The organism is Bacteroidales bacterium (assembly GCA_035353855.1).
In the GTDB taxonomy this organism is placed as follows: domain Bacteria; phylum Bacteroidota; class Bacteroidia; order Bacteroidales; family CG2-30-32-10; genus DAOQAK01.
The window spans coordinates 1-17,986 of the sequence record DAOQAK010000034.1 but is presented as its reverse complement, the minus strand read 5'-3'; the positions used below and the strand labels follow the sequence as shown (position 1 = coordinate 17,986).

At 34.5% G+C, this 17,986-nt stretch carries 15 protein-coding genes; 7 read left to right on the top strand and 8 right to left on the bottom strand.

What is annotated here, in order from left to right; translation table 11 throughout:
- Nucleotides 1-18: 18 nt before the first annotated feature.
- The 6 genes from PKK00_09745 to gcvT form a co-directional block, all read right to left on the bottom strand.
- Nucleotides 19-1,203, bottom strand: coding sequence for an MFS transporter (locus PKK00_09745; GenBank protein ID HNW98676.1), 1,185 nt, complete (start codon nt 1,201-1,203; stop codon nt 19-21).
- 48 nt (nt 1,204-1,251) lie between these two features.
- A complete protein-coding gene (locus tag PKK00_09740) occupies nt 1,252-1,740 on the bottom strand; it encodes an HAD family hydrolase (GenBank protein ID HNW98675.1) in 489 nt (162 codons plus the stop codon).
- A gap of 51 nt (nt 1,741-1,791) precedes the next feature.
- Entirely contained in the window at nt 1,792-2,790 is a 999-nt protein-coding gene (locus PKK00_09735; GenBank protein HNW98674.1) for a zinc dependent phospholipase C family protein, read from the bottom strand.
- 29 nt (nt 2,791-2,819) lie between these two features.
- A complete protein-coding gene (locus PKK00_09730; protein HNW98673.1) occupies nt 2,820-3,554 on the bottom strand; it encodes a 2-phosphosulfolactate phosphatase in 735 nt (244 codons plus the stop codon).
- A gap of 221 nt (nt 3,555-3,775) precedes the next feature.
- Complete coding sequence (locus tag PKK00_09725; protein ID HNW98672.1) at nt 3,776-4,519, bottom strand: hypothetical protein; 744 nt, start codon at nt 4,517-4,519, stop codon at nt 3,776-3,778.
- 166 nt (nt 4,520-4,685) lie between these two features.
- Nucleotides 4,686-5,774, bottom strand: coding sequence for a glycine cleavage system aminomethyltransferase GcvT (gene gcvT, locus PKK00_09720; GenBank protein ID HNW98671.1), 1,089 nt, complete (start codon nt 5,772-5,774; stop codon nt 4,686-4,688).
- 157 nt (nt 5,775-5,931) lie between these two features.
- Between gcvT and PKK00_09715 the strand changes: the two genes are divergently transcribed.
- Nucleotides 5,932-7,803, top strand: coding sequence for a nucleoside-diphosphate sugar epimerase/dehydratase (locus PKK00_09715; GenBank protein ID HNW98670.1), 1,872 nt, complete (start codon nt 5,932-5,934; stop codon nt 7,801-7,803).
- 6 nt (nt 7,804-7,809) lie between these two features.
- On the opposite strand, the gene sucC is transcribed toward PKK00_09715, so the two are convergent.
- Nucleotides 7,810-9,006 carry an ADP-forming succinate--CoA ligase subunit beta gene (sucC, locus tag PKK00_09710; protein HNW98669.1) on the bottom strand — a complete coding sequence of 399 codons (1,197 nt, stop codon included), beginning with the start codon at nt 9,004-9,006 and terminating at the stop codon, nt 7,810-7,812.
- A gap of 100 nt (nt 9,007-9,106) precedes the next feature.
- Here sucC and PKK00_09705 point away from each other — a divergent pair, with 100 nt between their 5' ends.
- The 6 genes from PKK00_09705 (at nt 9,107) to PKK00_09680 (ending at nt 16,836) form a co-directional block, all read left to right on the top strand.
- Nucleotides 9,107-11,557, top strand: a complete 2,451-nt coding sequence (locus PKK00_09705) for a DUF5916 domain-containing protein (GenBank protein HNW98668.1) — start codon at nt 9,107-9,109, stop codon at nt 11,555-11,557.
- A gap of 72 nt (nt 11,558-11,629) precedes the next feature.
- Nucleotides 11,630-12,154 (top strand): endonuclease, encoded by a 525-nt coding sequence (locus PKK00_09700; protein HNW98667.1) that lies wholly within the window; start codon nt 11,630-11,632, stop codon nt 12,152-12,154.
- A gap of 123 nt (nt 12,155-12,277) precedes the next feature.
- Nucleotides 12,278-12,931 carry an ABC transporter ATP-binding protein gene (locus tag PKK00_09695; protein ID HNW98666.1) on the top strand — a complete coding sequence of 218 codons (654 nt, stop codon included), beginning with the start codon at nt 12,278-12,280 and terminating at the stop codon, nt 12,929-12,931.
- A gap of 76 nt (nt 12,932-13,007) precedes the next feature.
- Nucleotides 13,008-14,435: an LptF/LptG family permease gene (locus PKK00_09690; GenBank protein HNW98665.1), complete on the top strand. Its 1,428-nt coding sequence runs from the start codon at nt 13,008-13,010 to the stop codon at nt 14,433-14,435.
- Nucleotides 14,436-15,644 carry a glycosyltransferase family 4 protein gene (locus tag PKK00_09685; GenBank protein ID HNW98664.1) on the top strand — a complete coding sequence of 403 codons (1,209 nt, stop codon included), beginning with the start codon at nt 14,436-14,438 and terminating at the stop codon, nt 15,642-15,644. It begins immediately after the preceding gene.
- Between the two features lie 31 nt (nt 15,645-15,675).
- Nucleotides 15,676-16,836, top strand: coding sequence for a glycosyltransferase (locus tag PKK00_09680; GenBank protein ID HNW98663.1), 1,161 nt, complete (start codon nt 15,676-15,678; stop codon nt 16,834-16,836).
- Here the strand turns inward: PKK00_09680 and PKK00_09675 are convergent.
- A complete protein-coding gene (locus tag PKK00_09675; GenBank protein ID HNW98662.1) occupies nt 16,833-17,756 on the bottom strand; it encodes a hypothetical protein in 924 nt (307 codons plus the stop codon). The genes PKK00_09680 and PKK00_09675 overlap by 4 nt on opposite strands.
- Between the last annotated feature and the right edge of the window lie 230 nt (nt 17,757-17,986).

The window sequence follows — 17,986 nt, the reverse complement described above, 5'->3', positions numbered from 1 at the left end:
GAATTCTGAGTTCTGAATTCAGAATTTGTTTGATTTTTCTTTTACAAAAATCAAAAAGTAGATCACTACCAAAGCTACGCCAATTCCTGAAATCATGAATGATGTAGCTGCTCCGAATTTTATCCATATAAATCCGGCAAAGCTGCTTGCCAATAAAGTGAAGATGCTCGAGAAGCTATTATAAAAACCAATGGCAGTAGCCGTTTTACTTTTATCTGAAATATTACTAATCCATGCTTTGGCAATGCTTTCGGTTGATGCAGCATATACAGCATACAATAAAAATAAAATTCCAAAGACTAAAAACGTATCTGCAAAAGCCATAAAGAAATATACGATTGCAAAAACTGTCAATCCTATAACAATTACTTTTTTCATACCTATCTTATCAGCCAATGTTCCCAAGGGATAGGAAAACAAAGCATACAAAAAGTTGTAGAAAATATAAAAGCCTATCATTAACGAATCGCTCATTCCATTTCTTTTTAGATTCAATAACAGAAATGCATCGGAACTGTTGAAAAATGTAAAAAGCAATAATCCTGCGACAAGCTTTTTATACAATAACGACGAATGATTCCAGTATTTCAGATACGTTAAAAATCCAACATTATTTTTCTTTTCAACATCATTTTTTCTTTTTTCTTTTACTAAAAATGTTATAAGTATTGCAAGTAATCCCGGCAAAAATGCAAATATAAAAAGCCATTTATATTGTTCGGGATAAAAATAGAGAAACACCAACGCCACAACTGGACCAATGGCTGCACCAACAGTATCAAGTGTTCTGTGAAATCCAAAAACTTTTCCCTTCGTTTCTTTAGTGGCTTCATCACTCAATAAAGCATCGCGTGCACTTGTGCGTATTCCCTTGCCCAGCCTGTCGAGCGTGCGTGCAAAGAAAACCCAAATAGGAAAAGAAAATATTGCAAGTAATGGTTTTGAGATTGCACTCAGCGAATATCCCCAGCGAACAAAGGGCATTCGCAAACCTTTACTATCTGATAAGTTTCCAAAATATCCTTTGCTTATGCCTGCTGTTGCTTCAGCAATGCCTTCAAGTATACCGATCAGCAATGCAGAGAACCCAATAGAACTAAGGTATACCGGCATTATCGGGTAAAGCATCTCACTTGCAATATCAGTGAATAAACTTACAAGCGAAACCAAAAGAACAATACGTGTTATGATGCGGGAAGACATTTTTGATTTACGAATTACGATTTATGATTTACGATTAGATATAAACTATTATATTCCTTCTATAGCATTTATCAACTCTCTCATTGACACTATCACTTTATCAGCATCAGGAAAATCGGCATTGATATTTTTTTCATTAAATAAAATTGTTTTCATTCCAACAGCCTTTGCTCCGCAAATATCTTTCTGATAGCTGTCGCCAATCATTATGCAATGTTCGGAAGAAATATTTATTTTTTTTGTAATCGAATCGAAGAAACGTTTATCTGGTTTTTCAGCACCCAGGTCTTTTGATGTAAAAAAATGATGAAAATATTTTTCAGCTCCTACTCTTTTCAAAGCCTCTGTCATCAGTTTTGCATCAGAGAATCCGGCATTCGATGCAATGCACATGACATATTTTTCCGATAATGTTTTCAGGCACGCTTCAACATCAGGAATATATTCCACATGATCCCAATACGCCATTGGTCCAGATTTTTCAGGAAAGTCACGCATTACCGTATTTCCCCAATCAAAAATAATTGCTTTTATCATATTATTTTAAATCTATGTATATCTGTAAAATCAGTGTCATCCGCATCCTGTTTACTCAGGGTTCGCACGTCCTTTTACCTTTCCTGTTTTCCACATTTTATCGATTTCTTTATTCAAAGTTTTTAATGAATCGGAAACCTCCTTATTTTCAATAACGCTAAGGTCGGGCTGACCGGCATTTACCCATGCCGTGTACCAGAAGCTGCATACCAGCATTACCGAAGTACGTATTCTTCGCTCAACCATGTTATTCATCAGATCACTAAATTGTTTTGAATATTCTTTTGAAACAACTTTAACTGTAGCGCCTCCCCTGTTTTCATAAGAATATTTTTTATCACCGGGAAATTCTTTATCTAATTTTTTAATTACAGAAAATACCGTATCCACTTCGCCATAGCTTGCTTTGGTGAACTCCCATATTTTATCATTAATATTTTCAATGTACTCCGCTTTCCCAACAAAAAAATTATAATCATCAGCAAACAGTTCAGGAATACGGGATTCCCATAATGCATGAACTCCTTTCTGATATGAATATTTCCCGTCGTAATAACCGGAATGATGTAAAGGGACACAGCCATCGGCTATATAATGGCCAAGATTGGCGGAGGTCCATAAAATTTCATCTGCATTTTTTTCTTTATAAGCTTCAACCAGCTTATAGTACATTTTTTCTATCCACCATGGATTAATCCCATACTTATTCAAAGTATCTTCAGAATATTTCTTAACTGCATCTTTCCATTTATGAGGCAATGAATCAACAGGATTTTCGCCATAATGCTCCATATCAATATAATGTTTCACTCCTTCATTCTCATCAGCAAAAGTTCGCTTATCGGGGTCGACTGCATGTTCGGAAATATATTCAATATGAGTTTTGTAAAAGCCTATCATTTCAGAAGGCAAAGGATATACAGCCATTTTGTTTATCAAACGATGACTATAAAACCCCCATGTTAATGATGAAGGTGAAAAAATAATTGTAACAATTATAAAAACTATAAAAGCAGGAATAATTTTTTTAAAAATAAATCGCCGGTACATAATCACATATTTAACCTATAATTGCTGCGCTACAGGGCATTTACAAGTTTCCCATTTTCAAGTATCGGAATCACGGATGTTGTATCTTCAGTGAAACAATATTCAAGAACATCATCCAGTCCTAATTTTTTAAGGCGGTGGCGGTGCGAAGCTTTTTCCACATATTGCAGAACATGATTTTTTGCAAGTAACCATAAATCTAATGCAGCGATAGATGAATCACAATTTACATTATATTCCGAGAGCAACTGCAAACGTTCAATCAAAGCTCCTGCAAATATTGTATCTTCAATATTGAATTTATTTTTCCAACCGGAACAAAGAATTACAATATTTTTATTCTTTTCGCTTAACCATCTTGCAAGTACATTAATATTTGAAAATGCACCAAGTACAACAGCATCGCAATGTTTAGCAATTTCTATTGTTTGAGTTCCATTGGTTGTTGTGATTACAATCTTTTCGCCATTCACATTTTCTTTTGTAAAGTTAAATGGGGAATTTCCGAAATCGGCACCATTAATCACAATCCCGTCACGTTCGCCGGCAACCTTATAACCCAAGCCACGATATTTTTTTGTTTCTTCAATTTTTGCAACAGGAATCACTTCAACAGCACCATTACCAAAGGCAGTACAGATGGCCGTTGTAGCACGCAGAATATCTACAATTATAACAATAAAATTTTCTTTTGTTAAAATATGTGGAAATAGAACCGGTGTGAAACAGGTTTCGATTGTTCTGCAATTCTTATTTTCAGACATGTTTATTATGTTCAAAGTTAAAAGTTCAAATTTAAATAAATAGTTTCAATATCAGAATTTAAATTTATTCTCATCAATATTCATTTGGGTAAAGCCCGAAAATACGGATTATAATAAGCCCCGACCTAAAGGTCGGGGCTAATAAAACTCAATAAATTTGAGTTTTAGCCTAAAATCACTGAACGATTATTGAACAATTATTTAAATATATTTCAATGAAATTATTTCCACGTTCCCCAATATTTTTTTATTTGAGTAGAATCCATGCATTCAAAATCAGGTCCCCTCATATCAGTGAATACCGCCACATTTAAGAAAATATTTTTATCGTCATACAGCAAACTCTTTCCGCCATGCCCATCGCGGAAGTCAACAGTTTCAAACAGCACATAATCCTGGAATTCTTTTTTTTCTTTTCTAAAAACTTTTGCTTTCCCATCAAGGATTAATTGTGCAGCTATCCAATAATAAAAGTCGCCAAACTTCACCGCATTAAGTGTATCGGTATATTGAGGTACGTATCCATAAGGAGCAATCCAGTTATAATTAATATCGGCAGCTATGCTTTTAGCATAATAATCAAGCGGGGCATAAGCTGTTTTAGTGGTATCGAATTTTATTTTAAAATCATGCATCTCGGGAAGCTTATCGGAAGGAATTATCACGAAAGCATTTTTATCAAGCGCTATAATTTTTTTCAGAAGTTCATTATACTTTAATTGGCGCTGCTCACAAAGCTTTTTATTTTTTAATTTATGCTCCAGTAATTTTACAACATCATGTTTGTATAAATATATTATTGCACTTCTGTTTTCGTATGTAACAAAATAATCATCCTGGTTTTTATTATTTAATTTGATTTTTTTAGTAATGTATTTTGGTTTATGCGAACGCAATACATAAACGACACATGATGATAAAAAGCACGCTAATACTAACGATACGATAAGTTGTTTATGTTTCATTTTTCAGGTATCGTTAATTTTTAATTAACATTAAATTTATTAATAGTGCTTCATCTTACGCGTCTGTAAACGCGCAAGAACTTTTATGCGTTACATCAAAGGATCAAATAAATTATTCCAATAACCGGAAACTGGAAACTCTAAACTAAAAACTCTAAATCGTAAACTATCCTTTATAAAAAGGGAACTTCACCACTTTTGCTTTTAATGCTTTATCGCGCACTTTTACAAAAATCTCAGTTCCTTCAGCAGCAAACTGAGTGGTTACATAACCCATGCCTATTGCTATTTGCAACGAAGGTGCCATTGAACCTGAAGTTACTTTTCCTATTTTGTTTCCGTCTTTATCAACTATTTCGTAGTCGTGGCGGGCAATACCTTTATCAATTAATTCAAAGCCTATCAGTTTTCTGGATACGCCTTCTTTCTTTTGTTTCAGAAGAACATCTTTATCAATAAAATTTTTCTGGTCGGTGAATTTTGTTATCCATCCTAATCCTGCTTCAATTGGTGAAGTGGTATCGTCAATATCATTTCCATACAAGCAGAATCCCATTTCAAGACGTAATGTGTCGCGTGCAGCAAGGCCTATAGGTTTTATTCCAAATTCTTTTCCTGCTTCAAAAACAGCATTCCATATTTTATCGGCATATTTATTCGGAAAATAAACTTCACAACCACCCGAACCGGTATATCCTGTTGTTGAGAAAAGAACATCGGGAACACCAGCAAATTCAAGCACTTTAAATGTATAGTATTCCATGTCGGTAACGGTGGTCTTTGTAAGTTTCTGCATGGCTTTTAATGCGAGCGGTCCTTGTATGGCAAGCTGTGATGTTTCATCAGAAGCATTGGTTAACTCAACACCAAACTTATTCTGGCTATTAACCCAAGCCCAGTCTTTATCAATGTTTGCAGCATTTACCACGAGCAAATAATTTTCTTTGCCAAACTGGTAAACCAGCAGATCGTCAACAATTCCGCCTTTTCCGTTAGGAAAACATGAATACTGAACTTTTCCGTCATACAGCTTCGATGCATCATTCGATGTAACCCACTGAACAAAATCCAATGCTTTCGGACCTTTTACCCAAAACTCGCCCATATGCGAAACATCAAAAACACCCAGTTTCTTGCGAACGGTTTCGTGTTCTGCTATTACACCTTCGTACTGAACAGGCATATTGAAGCCTGCAAAGGGAACTATCTTTGCCCCCATCGATTCATGCATTTTTAAAAAAGCTGTATTTTTCATTATTTTAAAGTTTATTTGATTTATTCAATGCGATGAAACAAAATTAAAAATTATAAACAAAAACCATCGATTAAGTTTAAATATTTTTTACAACCATTTATAAATTCGGTTTTACGTTTCCAAAAAACACTTTATCTTTGAAGGTTAAAAATTTATAATGAACTTCTTTTTAAGAAACAATACACCGCGTTGGCTCATACTGCTTATTGATACGATAATCTGCGCTCTTGCAGTAATCATAGCATACCTGGTACGTTTTAATTTTAAAATGCTTGCCCGTGAAGCAGGCGAAATTCCTAAGGTATTCGCTATAATGGTGTCCATACGATTTGTCAGTTTTCTTATTTCCAGAACTTATGCCGGCATTATCAGGTATACCAACACACGCGATTCTGTAAGGATTTTCCTTGTATTAAGTGCCGGCAGTACAATTTTTATGCTTATCAACTTAACCACACTTTTTTTTATAACCGGAACATTTATACTTCCTTCTTCAGTTATTATTATTGAATACATGTTCACCATGTTTATGATGATCGCCTTCCGTATACTTACAAAAATCGCTTACATGGAATTACAAAATCCTACGAAAGCAAAAACCAACGTGATCATTTTCGGCGCCGGTGAATCGGGAGTTATTACAAAACGTACACTCGACAGGGATGCCGGAACTAAATATAAAGTTACTGCCTTTATTGATGATGATATAAATAAAACAGGAAAAACGCTGGAAGGCTCGCCAATATATAGTTTCGACAAATTGGAATCGTTACTTGAATCAAAAACTATTGCCCAGGTCATTATTTCTATTCAGCATATTAACTCTTCACGAAAAAAAGAGATCAGTGAACTTTGCCTTCAGCATGGCACAAAAGTCCTGGTAGTTCCTCCTGTTGAACGCTGGATTAACGGCGAACTTAGCTTTAAGCAAATAAAAAAAATAAACATAGAGGATTTGCTGGGACGAGAAGTTATTCAACTGGATGAAAAGGAAATTTCAAAACAACTGCATGAAAAGGTCATTCTTGTTACAGGCGCTGCAGGCTCAATTGGAAGCGAAATGGTAAGACAGATACTGCAATTTTCACCAAAAAAAATCATCCTGCTCGACCAAGCCGAAACACCCTTATTTCATTTGGAACTCGAGCTTCTGGAAAAATTCAGGAATGCTCCTTTTGAAATAGTGATGGGTGATATATGCAATAAAGAAAGGATGAAACGCCTGTTCGAATATTTTCGTCCGCAACATGTGTATCATGCCGCTGCATACAAACATGTGCCTATGATGGAAAACAATCCATCAGAAGCTGTATTTACTAATGTTGAAGGCACACGTATCATTGCTGATCTTTCTTTAGAATATCAGGTTGAAAAGTTTGTGATGATTTCTACCGATAAAGCTGTACGCCCAACAAGTGTTATGGGTGCATCGAAACGTATTGCCGAGATTTATACACAATCGCTGAACAAGCTGAACAAAACCAAATTCATTACTACACGCTTTGGAAACGTTCTGGGTTCGAGCGGTTCGGTAATTCCTTTATTCAAAGAACAAATTGAAAAAGGCGGACCTGTTACCATTACCGATGAAAACATCACCCGTTACTTTATGACCATCCCTGAAGCCTGCCGACTGGTACTGGAAGCAGGCGCTTTAGGAAAAGGCGGCGAAATATTTATTTTCGATATGGGAAAATCCGTAAGGATTGTTGACCTTGCAAAAAAAATGATTCAACTGTCAGGATTAACTCTTGGAAAAGATATTCAGATAACATACACCGGACTTCGACCCGGCGAAAAACTTTATGAAGAATTATTAAACGACAAAGAAAATACACTACCCACGCATCACCCGCAAATAATGATTGCAAAAGTTCAGGAAACAAATATCGAAAACATTAAAAAAAATATAGATGAGCTTTCTCTTCTTTTTAATACACAAAATAATATTGATATTGTCAGAAAAATGAAACAGATTGTTCCTGAATTTATCAGCAACAATTCTGTTTTTAGTGAATTGGATAATTAAAAAATTTTAATTTTTGTGTAAAGCTTTAGTAACAAGCTCAGCGGCATCCTGCAACTGAATTGCAGAAAATACTTTTAATCCCGAAGCATCAATAATTTTTTTAGCTTCTTCGGCATTGGTTCCCTGCAAACGCACTATTATCGGCACTTTTATCTCACCAATATTTTTATATGCATCAACTACGCCATTAGCAACGCGGTCGCAGCGCACGATTCCGCCAAATATATTTACAAGAATTGCTTTAACATTCGGGTCTTTCAAAATAATGCGGAAAGCTTCTTCTACTCTTTTTGCATTTGCAGAACCACCAACATCAAGGAAATTGGCTGGTTCACCACCTGACAATTTTATTATATCCATGGTAGCCATAGCAAGTCCGGCGCCATTCACCATACAACCTACATTACCATCAAGTTTTACATAATTCAGTCCATAACCACCGGCTTCCACTTCCATAGGGTCTTCTTCATTAAAATCACGCATGGCAGAAATTTCCGGATGACGGAATAATGCATTATTATCAATAACAACTTTTGCATCGGCTGCAAAAATTTTATTATCGCTGGTTTTAATAACAGGATTGATCTCAAGCAATGACGCATCGATACCCATGTATGCTTTATATAAAGAATCAACAAAAGCGGTCATCTCTTTATATGCCTGGTCTTTCAATCCGAGATTAAAAGCTATCTTTCTGCACTGGAATGGAGCAAGACCTAATTGAGGATCGATTTCTTCACGGAAAATAAGTTCAGGAGTTTTTTCAGCTACCTCTTCAATGCTCATACCTCCCTGCGGAGAATACACGATCATATTCCTTCCTATTTTCCTGTTCAGCAATATTCCGATATAAAATTCACGGGGTTCGGTTTCTCCTTTATAGTATATATTCTGTTCAACCAATACGCGATAAACTTTTTTCCCCTGCGGTCCTGTCTGTGGCGTAACCAGCAGCATTCCCAAAATATTGGAAGCATGAGATTTTACTTCGTTCAGCGTTTTTGCAATTTTCACACCACCGCCTTTTCCACGGCCACCTGCATGAATCTGGGCTTTTACCGCCCATACTTCTGTACCTGTTTTACTTTGCACCATCTGTGCTGCATCAACAGCTGCATCAGGAGAATCGGCAACTATTCCATCGGGAATAGCAACACCATATTTTTTAAGAAGCGATTTGCCCTGGTATTCATGTAAATTCATAATAAAATATTTTACAGGTTATTTGTTATAAAAACAAAAATAATAGATTTTTTAGTATACCAACTTTTTATTAAACATATTTTTTTTATTTTCGCAACATATGATTAGGATAAATATAAAATACATCTTCTCAATAATTGCATTCATTTTTTTTAATGTTTTTTGTTTCTCTCAAACACAGCCAAGACAATTAAAAGCAATAAGGATCACTACTCCTCCAAAAATAAATGGTATACTTGATGAAGTAATATGGAAAGATGTACCCGTTGCAAGTAATTTTATTCAATATGATCCGATAAACGGACAACCTTCCAATTTCAAAACAGAAGTTCATGTTACCTATGATGATAATGCACTTTATATAGGAGCATACTTGTACGATACATTGCCTGCAGGAATATTTGCTCAATTTGGTGAACGCGATGATGGCAACCTTAATGCCGATTATTTTTCATTTAATATCAATCCTTTTTGTGACGGGCAAAATGCTTTGATCTTTGCTGTTTCTGCTTCAGGAATCCAGGTTGATGCTCGCGTTACAGCAGATGTAAGTAATGAGCAATGGGATGCCGTATGGCAAAGTGGTGTTAACATTAATAAAAACGGATGGTCGGTTGAATTTAAAATACCCTGGTCGGCTTTACGTTTTCCTGCCAACAGCGATAAAGACTGGGATATAAATTTCTGGCGCACTCAACGCAGCACACGCGAAACCTCATCATGGAATCCTGTGGATAACTCCAATGAAGAAATGGCAAACCAGATGGGAAAACTTTCCGGGATAAAAAATATTGATGTCCCCATCAGGCTTTCGTTTATGCCGTATGTTTCTTTCTACCTGAATAATTTTCCGCACAACACTCCCGGTGTAAAGAATACCACAACATCTTACAATGCCGGCATGGATCTAAAATATGGACTTAACGAAAGCTTCACTCTCGACATGACGCTAATTCCCGATTTCGGACAGGTTCAATCGGACGAAGTTGTTCTTAACCTTACTCCTTTTGAAATAAAATACGATGAAAACCGCCAGTTCTTTAATGAAGGCACTGAGCTTTTTACCCGTGCCGACCTATTTTACAGCCGGCGAATTGGAAGCACTCCAATTAATTATTACAACATTTTCAACAATCTTGACAGCACACAAAAGATAATTGAAAATCCCAATTCCACGCAAATGATCAATGCAACAAAAATTTCGGGACGCACGAAAAACGGCACCGGGCTTGGATTTTTCAATGCTATCACTTCAAATACCTATGCTAAGATTTCAAATGCCGATAACAGCGAAAATAAAATCCTTACACAGCCATTGACCAATTACAATATCGTGGTATATGATAAACCATTCCTGAAAAATTCTTATGCAAGCTTTATCAATACCAATGTATACTACGACAGCTATGGCAATATGGCTAACGTAAGCGGAACCGAATTTAAACTTGCCGACAAAAGAAATCGTTGGGCTTTCATGGGGCTTGGTGCTGTCTCAATGAAATTCGATAGTTCAAATACCACTGCTGAACCGGGTCATAAGTATGCTATAGGCTTTGGTAAAATTAGTGGTAATTTTAAATTTGGTATTTCCAATTCACAACTTAGCGATACCTATGATCCTAACGACCTTGGTTATATTGAATACAACAATGATATGATTAATGATGTTGATATTTCTTATCATATTTATAATCCTTTCTGGAAGCTTTTGAATATTCACAACATGCTTACCATTATACAGAAATATCGTTATGCTCCGAGAACTCAAACTGATTTCAGCATAAACTATGATATGGTCGGAACATTCAAAGATCATACAACTGTAATGTGTAACGCGTATTATCAGCCTTTTGAAATGTACGATTATTATGAACCACGCGCTGAAGGACGTTACCTTAAACGAACCTCAAACTGGTATATTGCCCCCATGTTTTCTACAGATTACCGTAAACGTCTGGCATGCGACGGACAAGTTGGATACCTGAATGCCAAAGGTGGTTTCAAAGATTCATTCTGGTGGATGCTATCACCACGTTTCCGTGTTAGCGACCGTTTCCTGATAATTCATGAATTCACACATGATAACGAATGGCATGATATAGGTTTTGTAGAAGCAGACAGCATTATTCACATGGGACAACGCGATAATCGCAGAATTGAGAATACACTTAATTTAAATTATTCTTTCTCAAAAGACATTCTTCTTTCTCTTAAAATAAGGCACTACTGGATAACTGTAAAATACAACCAATTATTTGCTTTACAGGACGATGGTAGCATACTTCCCGAAAAGGTGCTTACGACTAATGATTACGAAAAATATAATGAAAATTTTAATGCATTTAATGTTGATATGGTATTCAACTGGCAGTTCGCTCCCGGCAGCAGCCTTAGCATGGTATGGAAAAATGCAATAATCAACAGCGATGACGAAACTAAAATAAATTTCATTGACAATTTTTCAAATACTATTACATCTGACCAGCTGAACAGTTTTTCAATAAAACTCCTGTATTACCTGGATTATATGTATCTTCAGAAAAAGAAATAATTTTTTTTTAAAAGTATTTCTTACAAAACAATTAACTTATCTGATTTTTTTCAATTCGTTTTTATTATACATGTGATAAGAATAAATTCCTTTGCCTTTAATAATACCGGAAAAATCAACTGGTTATTATTGCAATGGTTTATTGATATGCTGGTTTCATGGAGTAATAATGATCCGGTAAGCCAGAAAGAAATTGACAGGAATAATAACATTTATTACAATACCCCCCAGGGCAACAGGAATCCTTTTATTGATCATCCTGAATATATTTGTATGATTTGGACTTCATCATATTGTTCAACTACATCAACACCTGACATGGTTAACACGCAAACCAAACAAATAATTATATATCCGAATCCAGCTATTGACAATGTTTCCTGCTCTGTATATTCTGAAGAAAATACTGAATCGACCATTGAAATTATAAATTATCTCGGTCAAAATATTTTTACACAAAATATAGAACTTCAAAACGGGGAAAATAAATTTAATTTTGATATCTCTATGTATCAGCAAGGAATTTATTATCTTATTTTACGAAATAAAAATAATGAAATTGAAGGTTCAAAACCCTTGGTAATTCAACCCTTATAAAGCGCTTAAATCTTTTTTTTCACAACTATTACAAAAGCTGTATTCATTAATTAAAATGAATTAGCTTTATCTGTATATTTGTACAGATAAAAATTTATTAAATATTTTCTTTCTTTTTAAAAGATGATTAAAGTTCAGAATATAAAAAAATCATATGGAGACCTTAATGTATTAAAAGGTATCGACCTTGAAATTAATAAAGGAGAAATCATTTCTATAGTTGGCGCATCAGGTGCAGGAAAAACAACATTACTGCAAATAATTGGAACACTCGACAAAGCTGATGCAGGAAATGTTTTCATAAATGATATCGACGTTAACAGTCTTTCTGATAAAAAACTTTCAGAATTCAGAAATAAAAATATTGGATTTGTTTTTCAATTCCATCACCTTTTACCCGAATTCACTGCTATTGAGAATATATGCATTCCATTATTTATTTCCGGTGAAAAGAAAAAAGCTGCTGAAATAAAGGCACAGAAACTCCTGGAATTTTTAAATATTTCCGAACGCAGCCATCACAAACCATCACAGTTATCAGGTGGCGAACAACAACGTGTTGCTGTTGCACGCGCATTGATAAATAATCCGGCAGTAATTCTTGCCGATGAACCATCAGGTAACCTTGACTCATCGTCGGCAAAAGAACTACATAATCTTTTCTTCTCGCTTCGCGATGAGTTTCAGCAGACATTCATTATCGTTACACATAATGAAGAGCTTGCTAATATGGCCGATAAAAAACTTACAATGAAAGATGGCCTGATTTTGAAATAAAAAAATTATTACATCACAAATAATTATATTCGCAACATAAAAAACAATAATGCCGGGAAAGAAATTATATGGGTTTATGTTTAGGTCTTTTCTTGGACCTTTCTTCATCACTTTATTTATAGCCATCTTTGTTCTGCTGATGCAATGGTTATGGAAATATATTGATGACCTTGTAGGAAAAGGGCTTGAATGGACACTCATCGCACAACTGCTTTTCTGGGCATCAACAACAATGATACCTCTTGCATTACCACTGGCAATATTGCTTTCATCAATTATGACATTTGGTAACCTGGGCGAAAATTATGAACTGGTAGCTTTAAAATCATCAGGGATTTCACTTCAGAAAATTATGTCTCCATTAATTGTTACTGCAATAATAATAAGTATTTCGGCTTTTTATTTTTCTAATAATTTACTACCCTATGCAAATCTAAAAATGGGCTCTTTACTTTATGATGTACGAGAACAGAAGCCTGCATTAAATATCAAAGAAGGAATTTTTTATAATGGTATTGATAACTATGTAATAAAAGTTGGAAAGAAAGATCCTGATGGAGTTACTGTTTATAATATCATGATATACGACCATACATCACATCTGGGAAATGCTAATCTTACAGTTGCCGAAAAAGGGAGAATGGAAATGACAGTCGATAAACGTTACCTGATTTTTAGTTTAACGAATGGTATCAATTATTATGAACGCTCTGACAATGTCCGTTCACGTAAAAATCACCCACTGCAAAGAACCTTATTTAAAGAGGAAGTCCGCCGGTTTGACCTTTCTGCTTTTTCCTTAACCCGTACCAACGAGGAATTTTTTAAGGACAATTACCAGATGATGAATATTTCTCAGCTTGCAGTAACTCATGATTCCCTATCACAGCGATTAGATACCTTAAAGAAAAATTATATTACCAGCATGGTTACGAATCTGAAATATTACAAAAAATTTTATAATAAAGATTCTACAGTAAAAGATACTTTAAAAAGTATGAGTGGCGATTTCATTTCCAATTTTCCCAAATCAGAACAAATTGAAATCATTAAATATGCATTGAATCAAGCCCAAAATATCAAAGACCATGTATTTTATAATAATGAAGATTTCCAGGGAAGACAGAAATTCATCAACCGGCATGATATTGAATGGCATCGTAAATTCACACTTTCATTTGCATGTCTTGTACTTTTCTTTATCGGTGCACCACTTGGAGCTATTATAAGAAAAGGCGGGCTTGGGCTTCCTGTTGTGGTATCGGTTATTTTCTTTGTGATTTATCATGTGGTTTCATTTACATTTGAGAAAATGGTCCGCGAAAGCGTATTACCTTCATATATTGGTATGTGGCTTCCTGCTATTATTTTTCTTCCTTTAGGAATTTTCCTTACTATTAAAGCAACACGCGACTCTTCTTTATTTGATGTTGACGCATACCTCAGCATATTTAAAAAATTCTTTAATAAAAAAAGTATACATAATAGCAACCCTACAACATAAATGAATATTTTTCAGATATGCAGTAAATCCCCTTGGCCGCCTAAAGAAGGCGGACCTATTGCTATGAATAATATTACACAGGGTTTAATAAAAGCAGGACATAAAGTAACTGTATTTGCTATAAGCACTCCAAAGTATAAAGTCCAAAGTCATAATATACCTGATGAATATAAGAAGCTAACAAATTTTGATTTCACATATATTAATACAAACATTAATGTACTTAAGGCATTCCTGAATTTATTTTCAAAAAAATCATACAACATAGAACGTTTTATCTCGAAAAATACAGAAAATAAAATCAGCGAAATTCTTTCTAAAAATACTTTCGACATTATTCAACTTGAAGGATTATTTGTTACTCCATATATCAATACCATTCGCAAATACTCCAATGCTAAAATAATTATACGTGCACATAACATCGAACACCTTATCTGGCAACGATTAGCTGAGAGTTGTAAAAACCCTGTTAAACGAATTTACCTTGGCATTCTTGCAAAAAAACTCAGGAACTATGAGTTAGACACAATGAATAAGGTTGATGCTATTGCTGCAATCACACCTGTTGATACCAATTCATTTCTAAAGGCAGGTTGTAAAGTCCCTGTGATATCAATTCCCATTGGTATCGACAGTAATAAAATTTCTGCAAATAATACAAAAAGAGAATTCCCCGGTTTTTTTCATCTTGGCTCTATGGACTGGTTACCAAACCAGGAAGGCATAAAATGGTTTCTTGAAAATATTTGGAAAACCTTTCATAAAAATTTCCCTCAATATAAATTTTATCTTGCAGGAAGAAACATGCCTGTATGGTTGAATGAACAGGCATATCAAGGCATTCGCGTTGAAGGGGAAATTGAAAATGCAAAAGAATTCATGCAATCAAGAACAGTAATGATTGTACCTCTGTTGTCAGGAAGTGGGATGAGAGTAAAAATAATAGAAGGTATGGCATGTGGAAATGCAATAATTACAAGCAGTATAGGAGCAGAAGGAATAAACTGCTCTAATGGAGAAAATATACTGATCGCTGATTCTCCTGAAGAATGGATAACCTGCATGACAAAACTTTCCGAAAGCCGCATTCTGACAGATAAAATATGCGAAAATGCAATTGAACTGGTAAAAAAAGAATATGATAACGATACTATTACTGAAAAACTTATTCTTTTTTATAACAGAATAATTCTATCATTAAGATAGATTTCATATTTTTGTTTTGTATTTCACCCCAATGAAAATTTTTATTCTTCTTCCACGAATTCCTTATCCGCTTGAAAAGGGCGACAAACTTCGCGCTTTCAATCAACTTCGTTCGCTTTCCAAAACCAATGAAATTCATCTCTGTGCTTTAAACGATACACACATTAACCCCGATGCAATAAAAACTTTACAACAATTTTGCAAGTCTATTCATATTCTGCCTTTGCCTTTTTACAAAAGGATATCAAATATTTTTTTCTGTTTTTTTAACGGTAAACCATTCCAGGTAGGATATTTCTTTAATAAAGAAAATTTAAAAATAATAAATCATATCATTAAAGAGATCCAACCTGATAGAATTTATTGCCAGCTTCTGCGTGTTGCTGAATACGTAAAAAATCAAAACATAAAAAAAATTTTCGACTACCAGGATGTTTTTTCAAAAGGTGTTGAACGAAGAATAAATACAACTCCATTTTATTTCAAGCCTTTTTTTAAAAGTGAATACAAACGATTACTTCGTTACGAGAATAAAGTTTTCGACTGGTTTGATGAAAAAATAATTATATCCTTTCCCGACCGTGAACTTATTCCCCACCCTGAAAGAAATAAGATACATGTAATTCCTAATGGTGTCGACAGTGAATTTTTTAAACCTATTTCTCAGAATAAGGATTATGAACTGCTATTCACCGGGAATATGGGATATCCGCCTAATATAAACAGCGCACAATTCCTTGTAAAAAAAATTATGCCCCTGGTTTGGGAAAAAATACCAGATGTCAAACTATTACTGGCAGGTGCAAATCCTTCATCAGAAGTATTGTCGATGGCATCTGATAAAGTAATCGTAAGCGGATGGGTTAACGATATGCGTGATTGCTATGCCCGGGCAAAAATATTTATCGCTCCTATGCAAATCGGGACTGGATTACAAAACAAATTACTGGAAGCTATGGCCATGAAACTGCCGTGTATTACTTCCCCTCTGGCAAACAATGCACTTCAAGCTACTGAAAACAAAGAAATCCTTATAGGTAATTCACCGGAAGAATATGCACAACATATTTTAAATTTACATTCCGACATAAAAAAAACAACCCTGCTTGCTGAACAGGGTTATAATTTCGTTATAAATAATTTTAACTGGGAAAATGTAAATTATAAACTGAACCAGATTATCTGCAGTTAGTATTTTATTAAGGGTTCTTCATAATTAATATAAAAAATATCCTTATTCCCTTTTTCCATCTTATCGGAAGAATAAAATGCATTTTCACCATATGCATCTGAAATATAAAAAGTATCATCCGATGCTGAATTTATAAGAACACCCAACTGTTCAAGATTTCCCCATCCTCCCTCTTCGTTCATGGTTACTGTAAAAATATCATATCCGCCATAACTATAATGACCCTTTGAGCTAAAATATAAAGTGGCCCCATCAATCATCATGAAAGGCGACTCTTCATCTTCTTTTGTATTTACACCTTCTCCAAGATTATAAGGCATGCTCCATTTCCCGTTTTCTAATTTTTCGGAAGCCCATATATCTTTACCTCCAATACTACCTTTTCTGTCACTTACAAAATATAATGTATTTCCGTCAGGGCTAATGCTTGGGCTTGATTCAATGCTATTCGTATTGATATTTAACTTTTGAGGTTTAAAATTTTCACCTTTTAAGTCCACAACATACAAGTCATTCTCAATAGAAATATAAATTTCATTATAATTCATATTCTTATTATATTCACTGAATGACGCATAATCCTTTTGAAGATTAATAGGTTTTGACCATGCATGTGTAGTACTATCGAATGCAGAAAAATAAAACTCCCTGGATGTTGCCATTCCATTAGTTGTATAATCAATAAAATAAATAATTCCCGAATTTATCTCAGAAACATAGATAGGAAATTCCTGAGACATTGAATTGATCTCAGAACTTAGTTTATTTACTTCTACAGAAGTTATATTCATTAAAGAAATAGCCATACCGAGCTTATTAAATTCAGGCATCGGTTGCTTTAATGGGGTTACTGCATAATTGGTCTTTTGCACAAATAATAATATTACAAAAGCAAGAACTAATATTTTTTGGAGTTTCATATATCTATAATATATTTTGATTGATAGGAAGTCAAATTTACGATATCGCTCCATTTTTGTCAAGTTTTTTTTCTGACACATTTTTTATGTTTTATACATTACTTCGAGCTATATCGTTTTAGTTGAATTTTAATTTAGATTATATATACGCATAAACTTCTCGATTTTTTACTGGGTAACTATTCAGGTTGCAAATTAGCAATAGTTTTGAAAGCAGCCAAAATATTCTG

What these genes read in the sequence shown, in the direction of transcription:
- PKK00_09745 (HNW98676.1), bottom strand. Translation starts at nt 1,203, where the DNA reads ATGTCTTCCCGCATCATAACACGTATTGTTCTTTTGGTTTCGCTTGTA.
- PKK00_09740 (HNW98675.1), bottom strand. Translation starts at nt 1,740, where the DNA reads ATGATAAAAGCAATTATTTTTGATTGGGGAAATACGGTAATGCGTGAC.
- PKK00_09735 (HNW98674.1), bottom strand. Translation starts at nt 2,790, where the DNA reads ATGTACCGGCGATTTATTTTTAAAAAAATTATTCCTGCTTTTATAGTT.
- PKK00_09730 (HNW98673.1), bottom strand. Translation starts at nt 3,554, where the DNA reads ATGTCTGAAAATAAGAATTGCAGAACAATCGAAACCTGTTTCACACCG.
- PKK00_09725 (HNW98672.1), bottom strand. Translation starts at nt 4,519, where the DNA reads ATGAAACATAAACAACTTATCGTATCGTTAGTATTAGCGTGCTTTTTA.
- gcvT (HNW98671.1), bottom strand. Translation starts at nt 5,774, where the DNA reads ATGAAAAATACAGCTTTTTTAAAAATGCATGAATCGATGGGGGCAAAG.
- PKK00_09715 (HNW98670.1), top strand. Translation starts at nt 5,932, where the DNA reads ATGAACTTCTTTTTAAGAAACAATACACCGCGTTGGCTCATACTGCTT.
- sucC (HNW98669.1), bottom strand. Translation starts at nt 9,006, where the DNA reads ATGAATTTACATGAATACCAGGGCAAATCGCTTCTTAAAAAATATGGT.
- PKK00_09705 (HNW98668.1), top strand. Translation starts at nt 9,107, where the DNA reads ATGATTAGGATAAATATAAAATACATCTTCTCAATAATTGCATTCATT.
- PKK00_09695 (HNW98666.1), top strand. Translation starts at nt 12,278, where the DNA reads ATGATTAAAGTTCAGAATATAAAAAAATCATATGGAGACCTTAATGTA.
- PKK00_09690 (HNW98665.1), top strand. Translation starts at nt 13,008, where the DNA reads ATGTTTAGGTCTTTTCTTGGACCTTTCTTCATCACTTTATTTATAGCC.
- PKK00_09685 (HNW98664.1), top strand. Translation starts at nt 14,436, where the DNA reads ATGAATATTTTTCAGATATGCAGTAAATCCCCTTGGCCGCCTAAAGAA.
- PKK00_09680 (HNW98663.1), top strand. Translation starts at nt 15,676, where the DNA reads ATGAAAATTTTTATTCTTCTTCCACGAATTCCTTATCCGCTTGAAAAG.
- PKK00_09675 (HNW98662.1), bottom strand. Translation starts at nt 17,756, where the DNA reads ATGAAACTCCAAAAAATATTAGTTCTTGCTTTTGTAATATTATTATTT.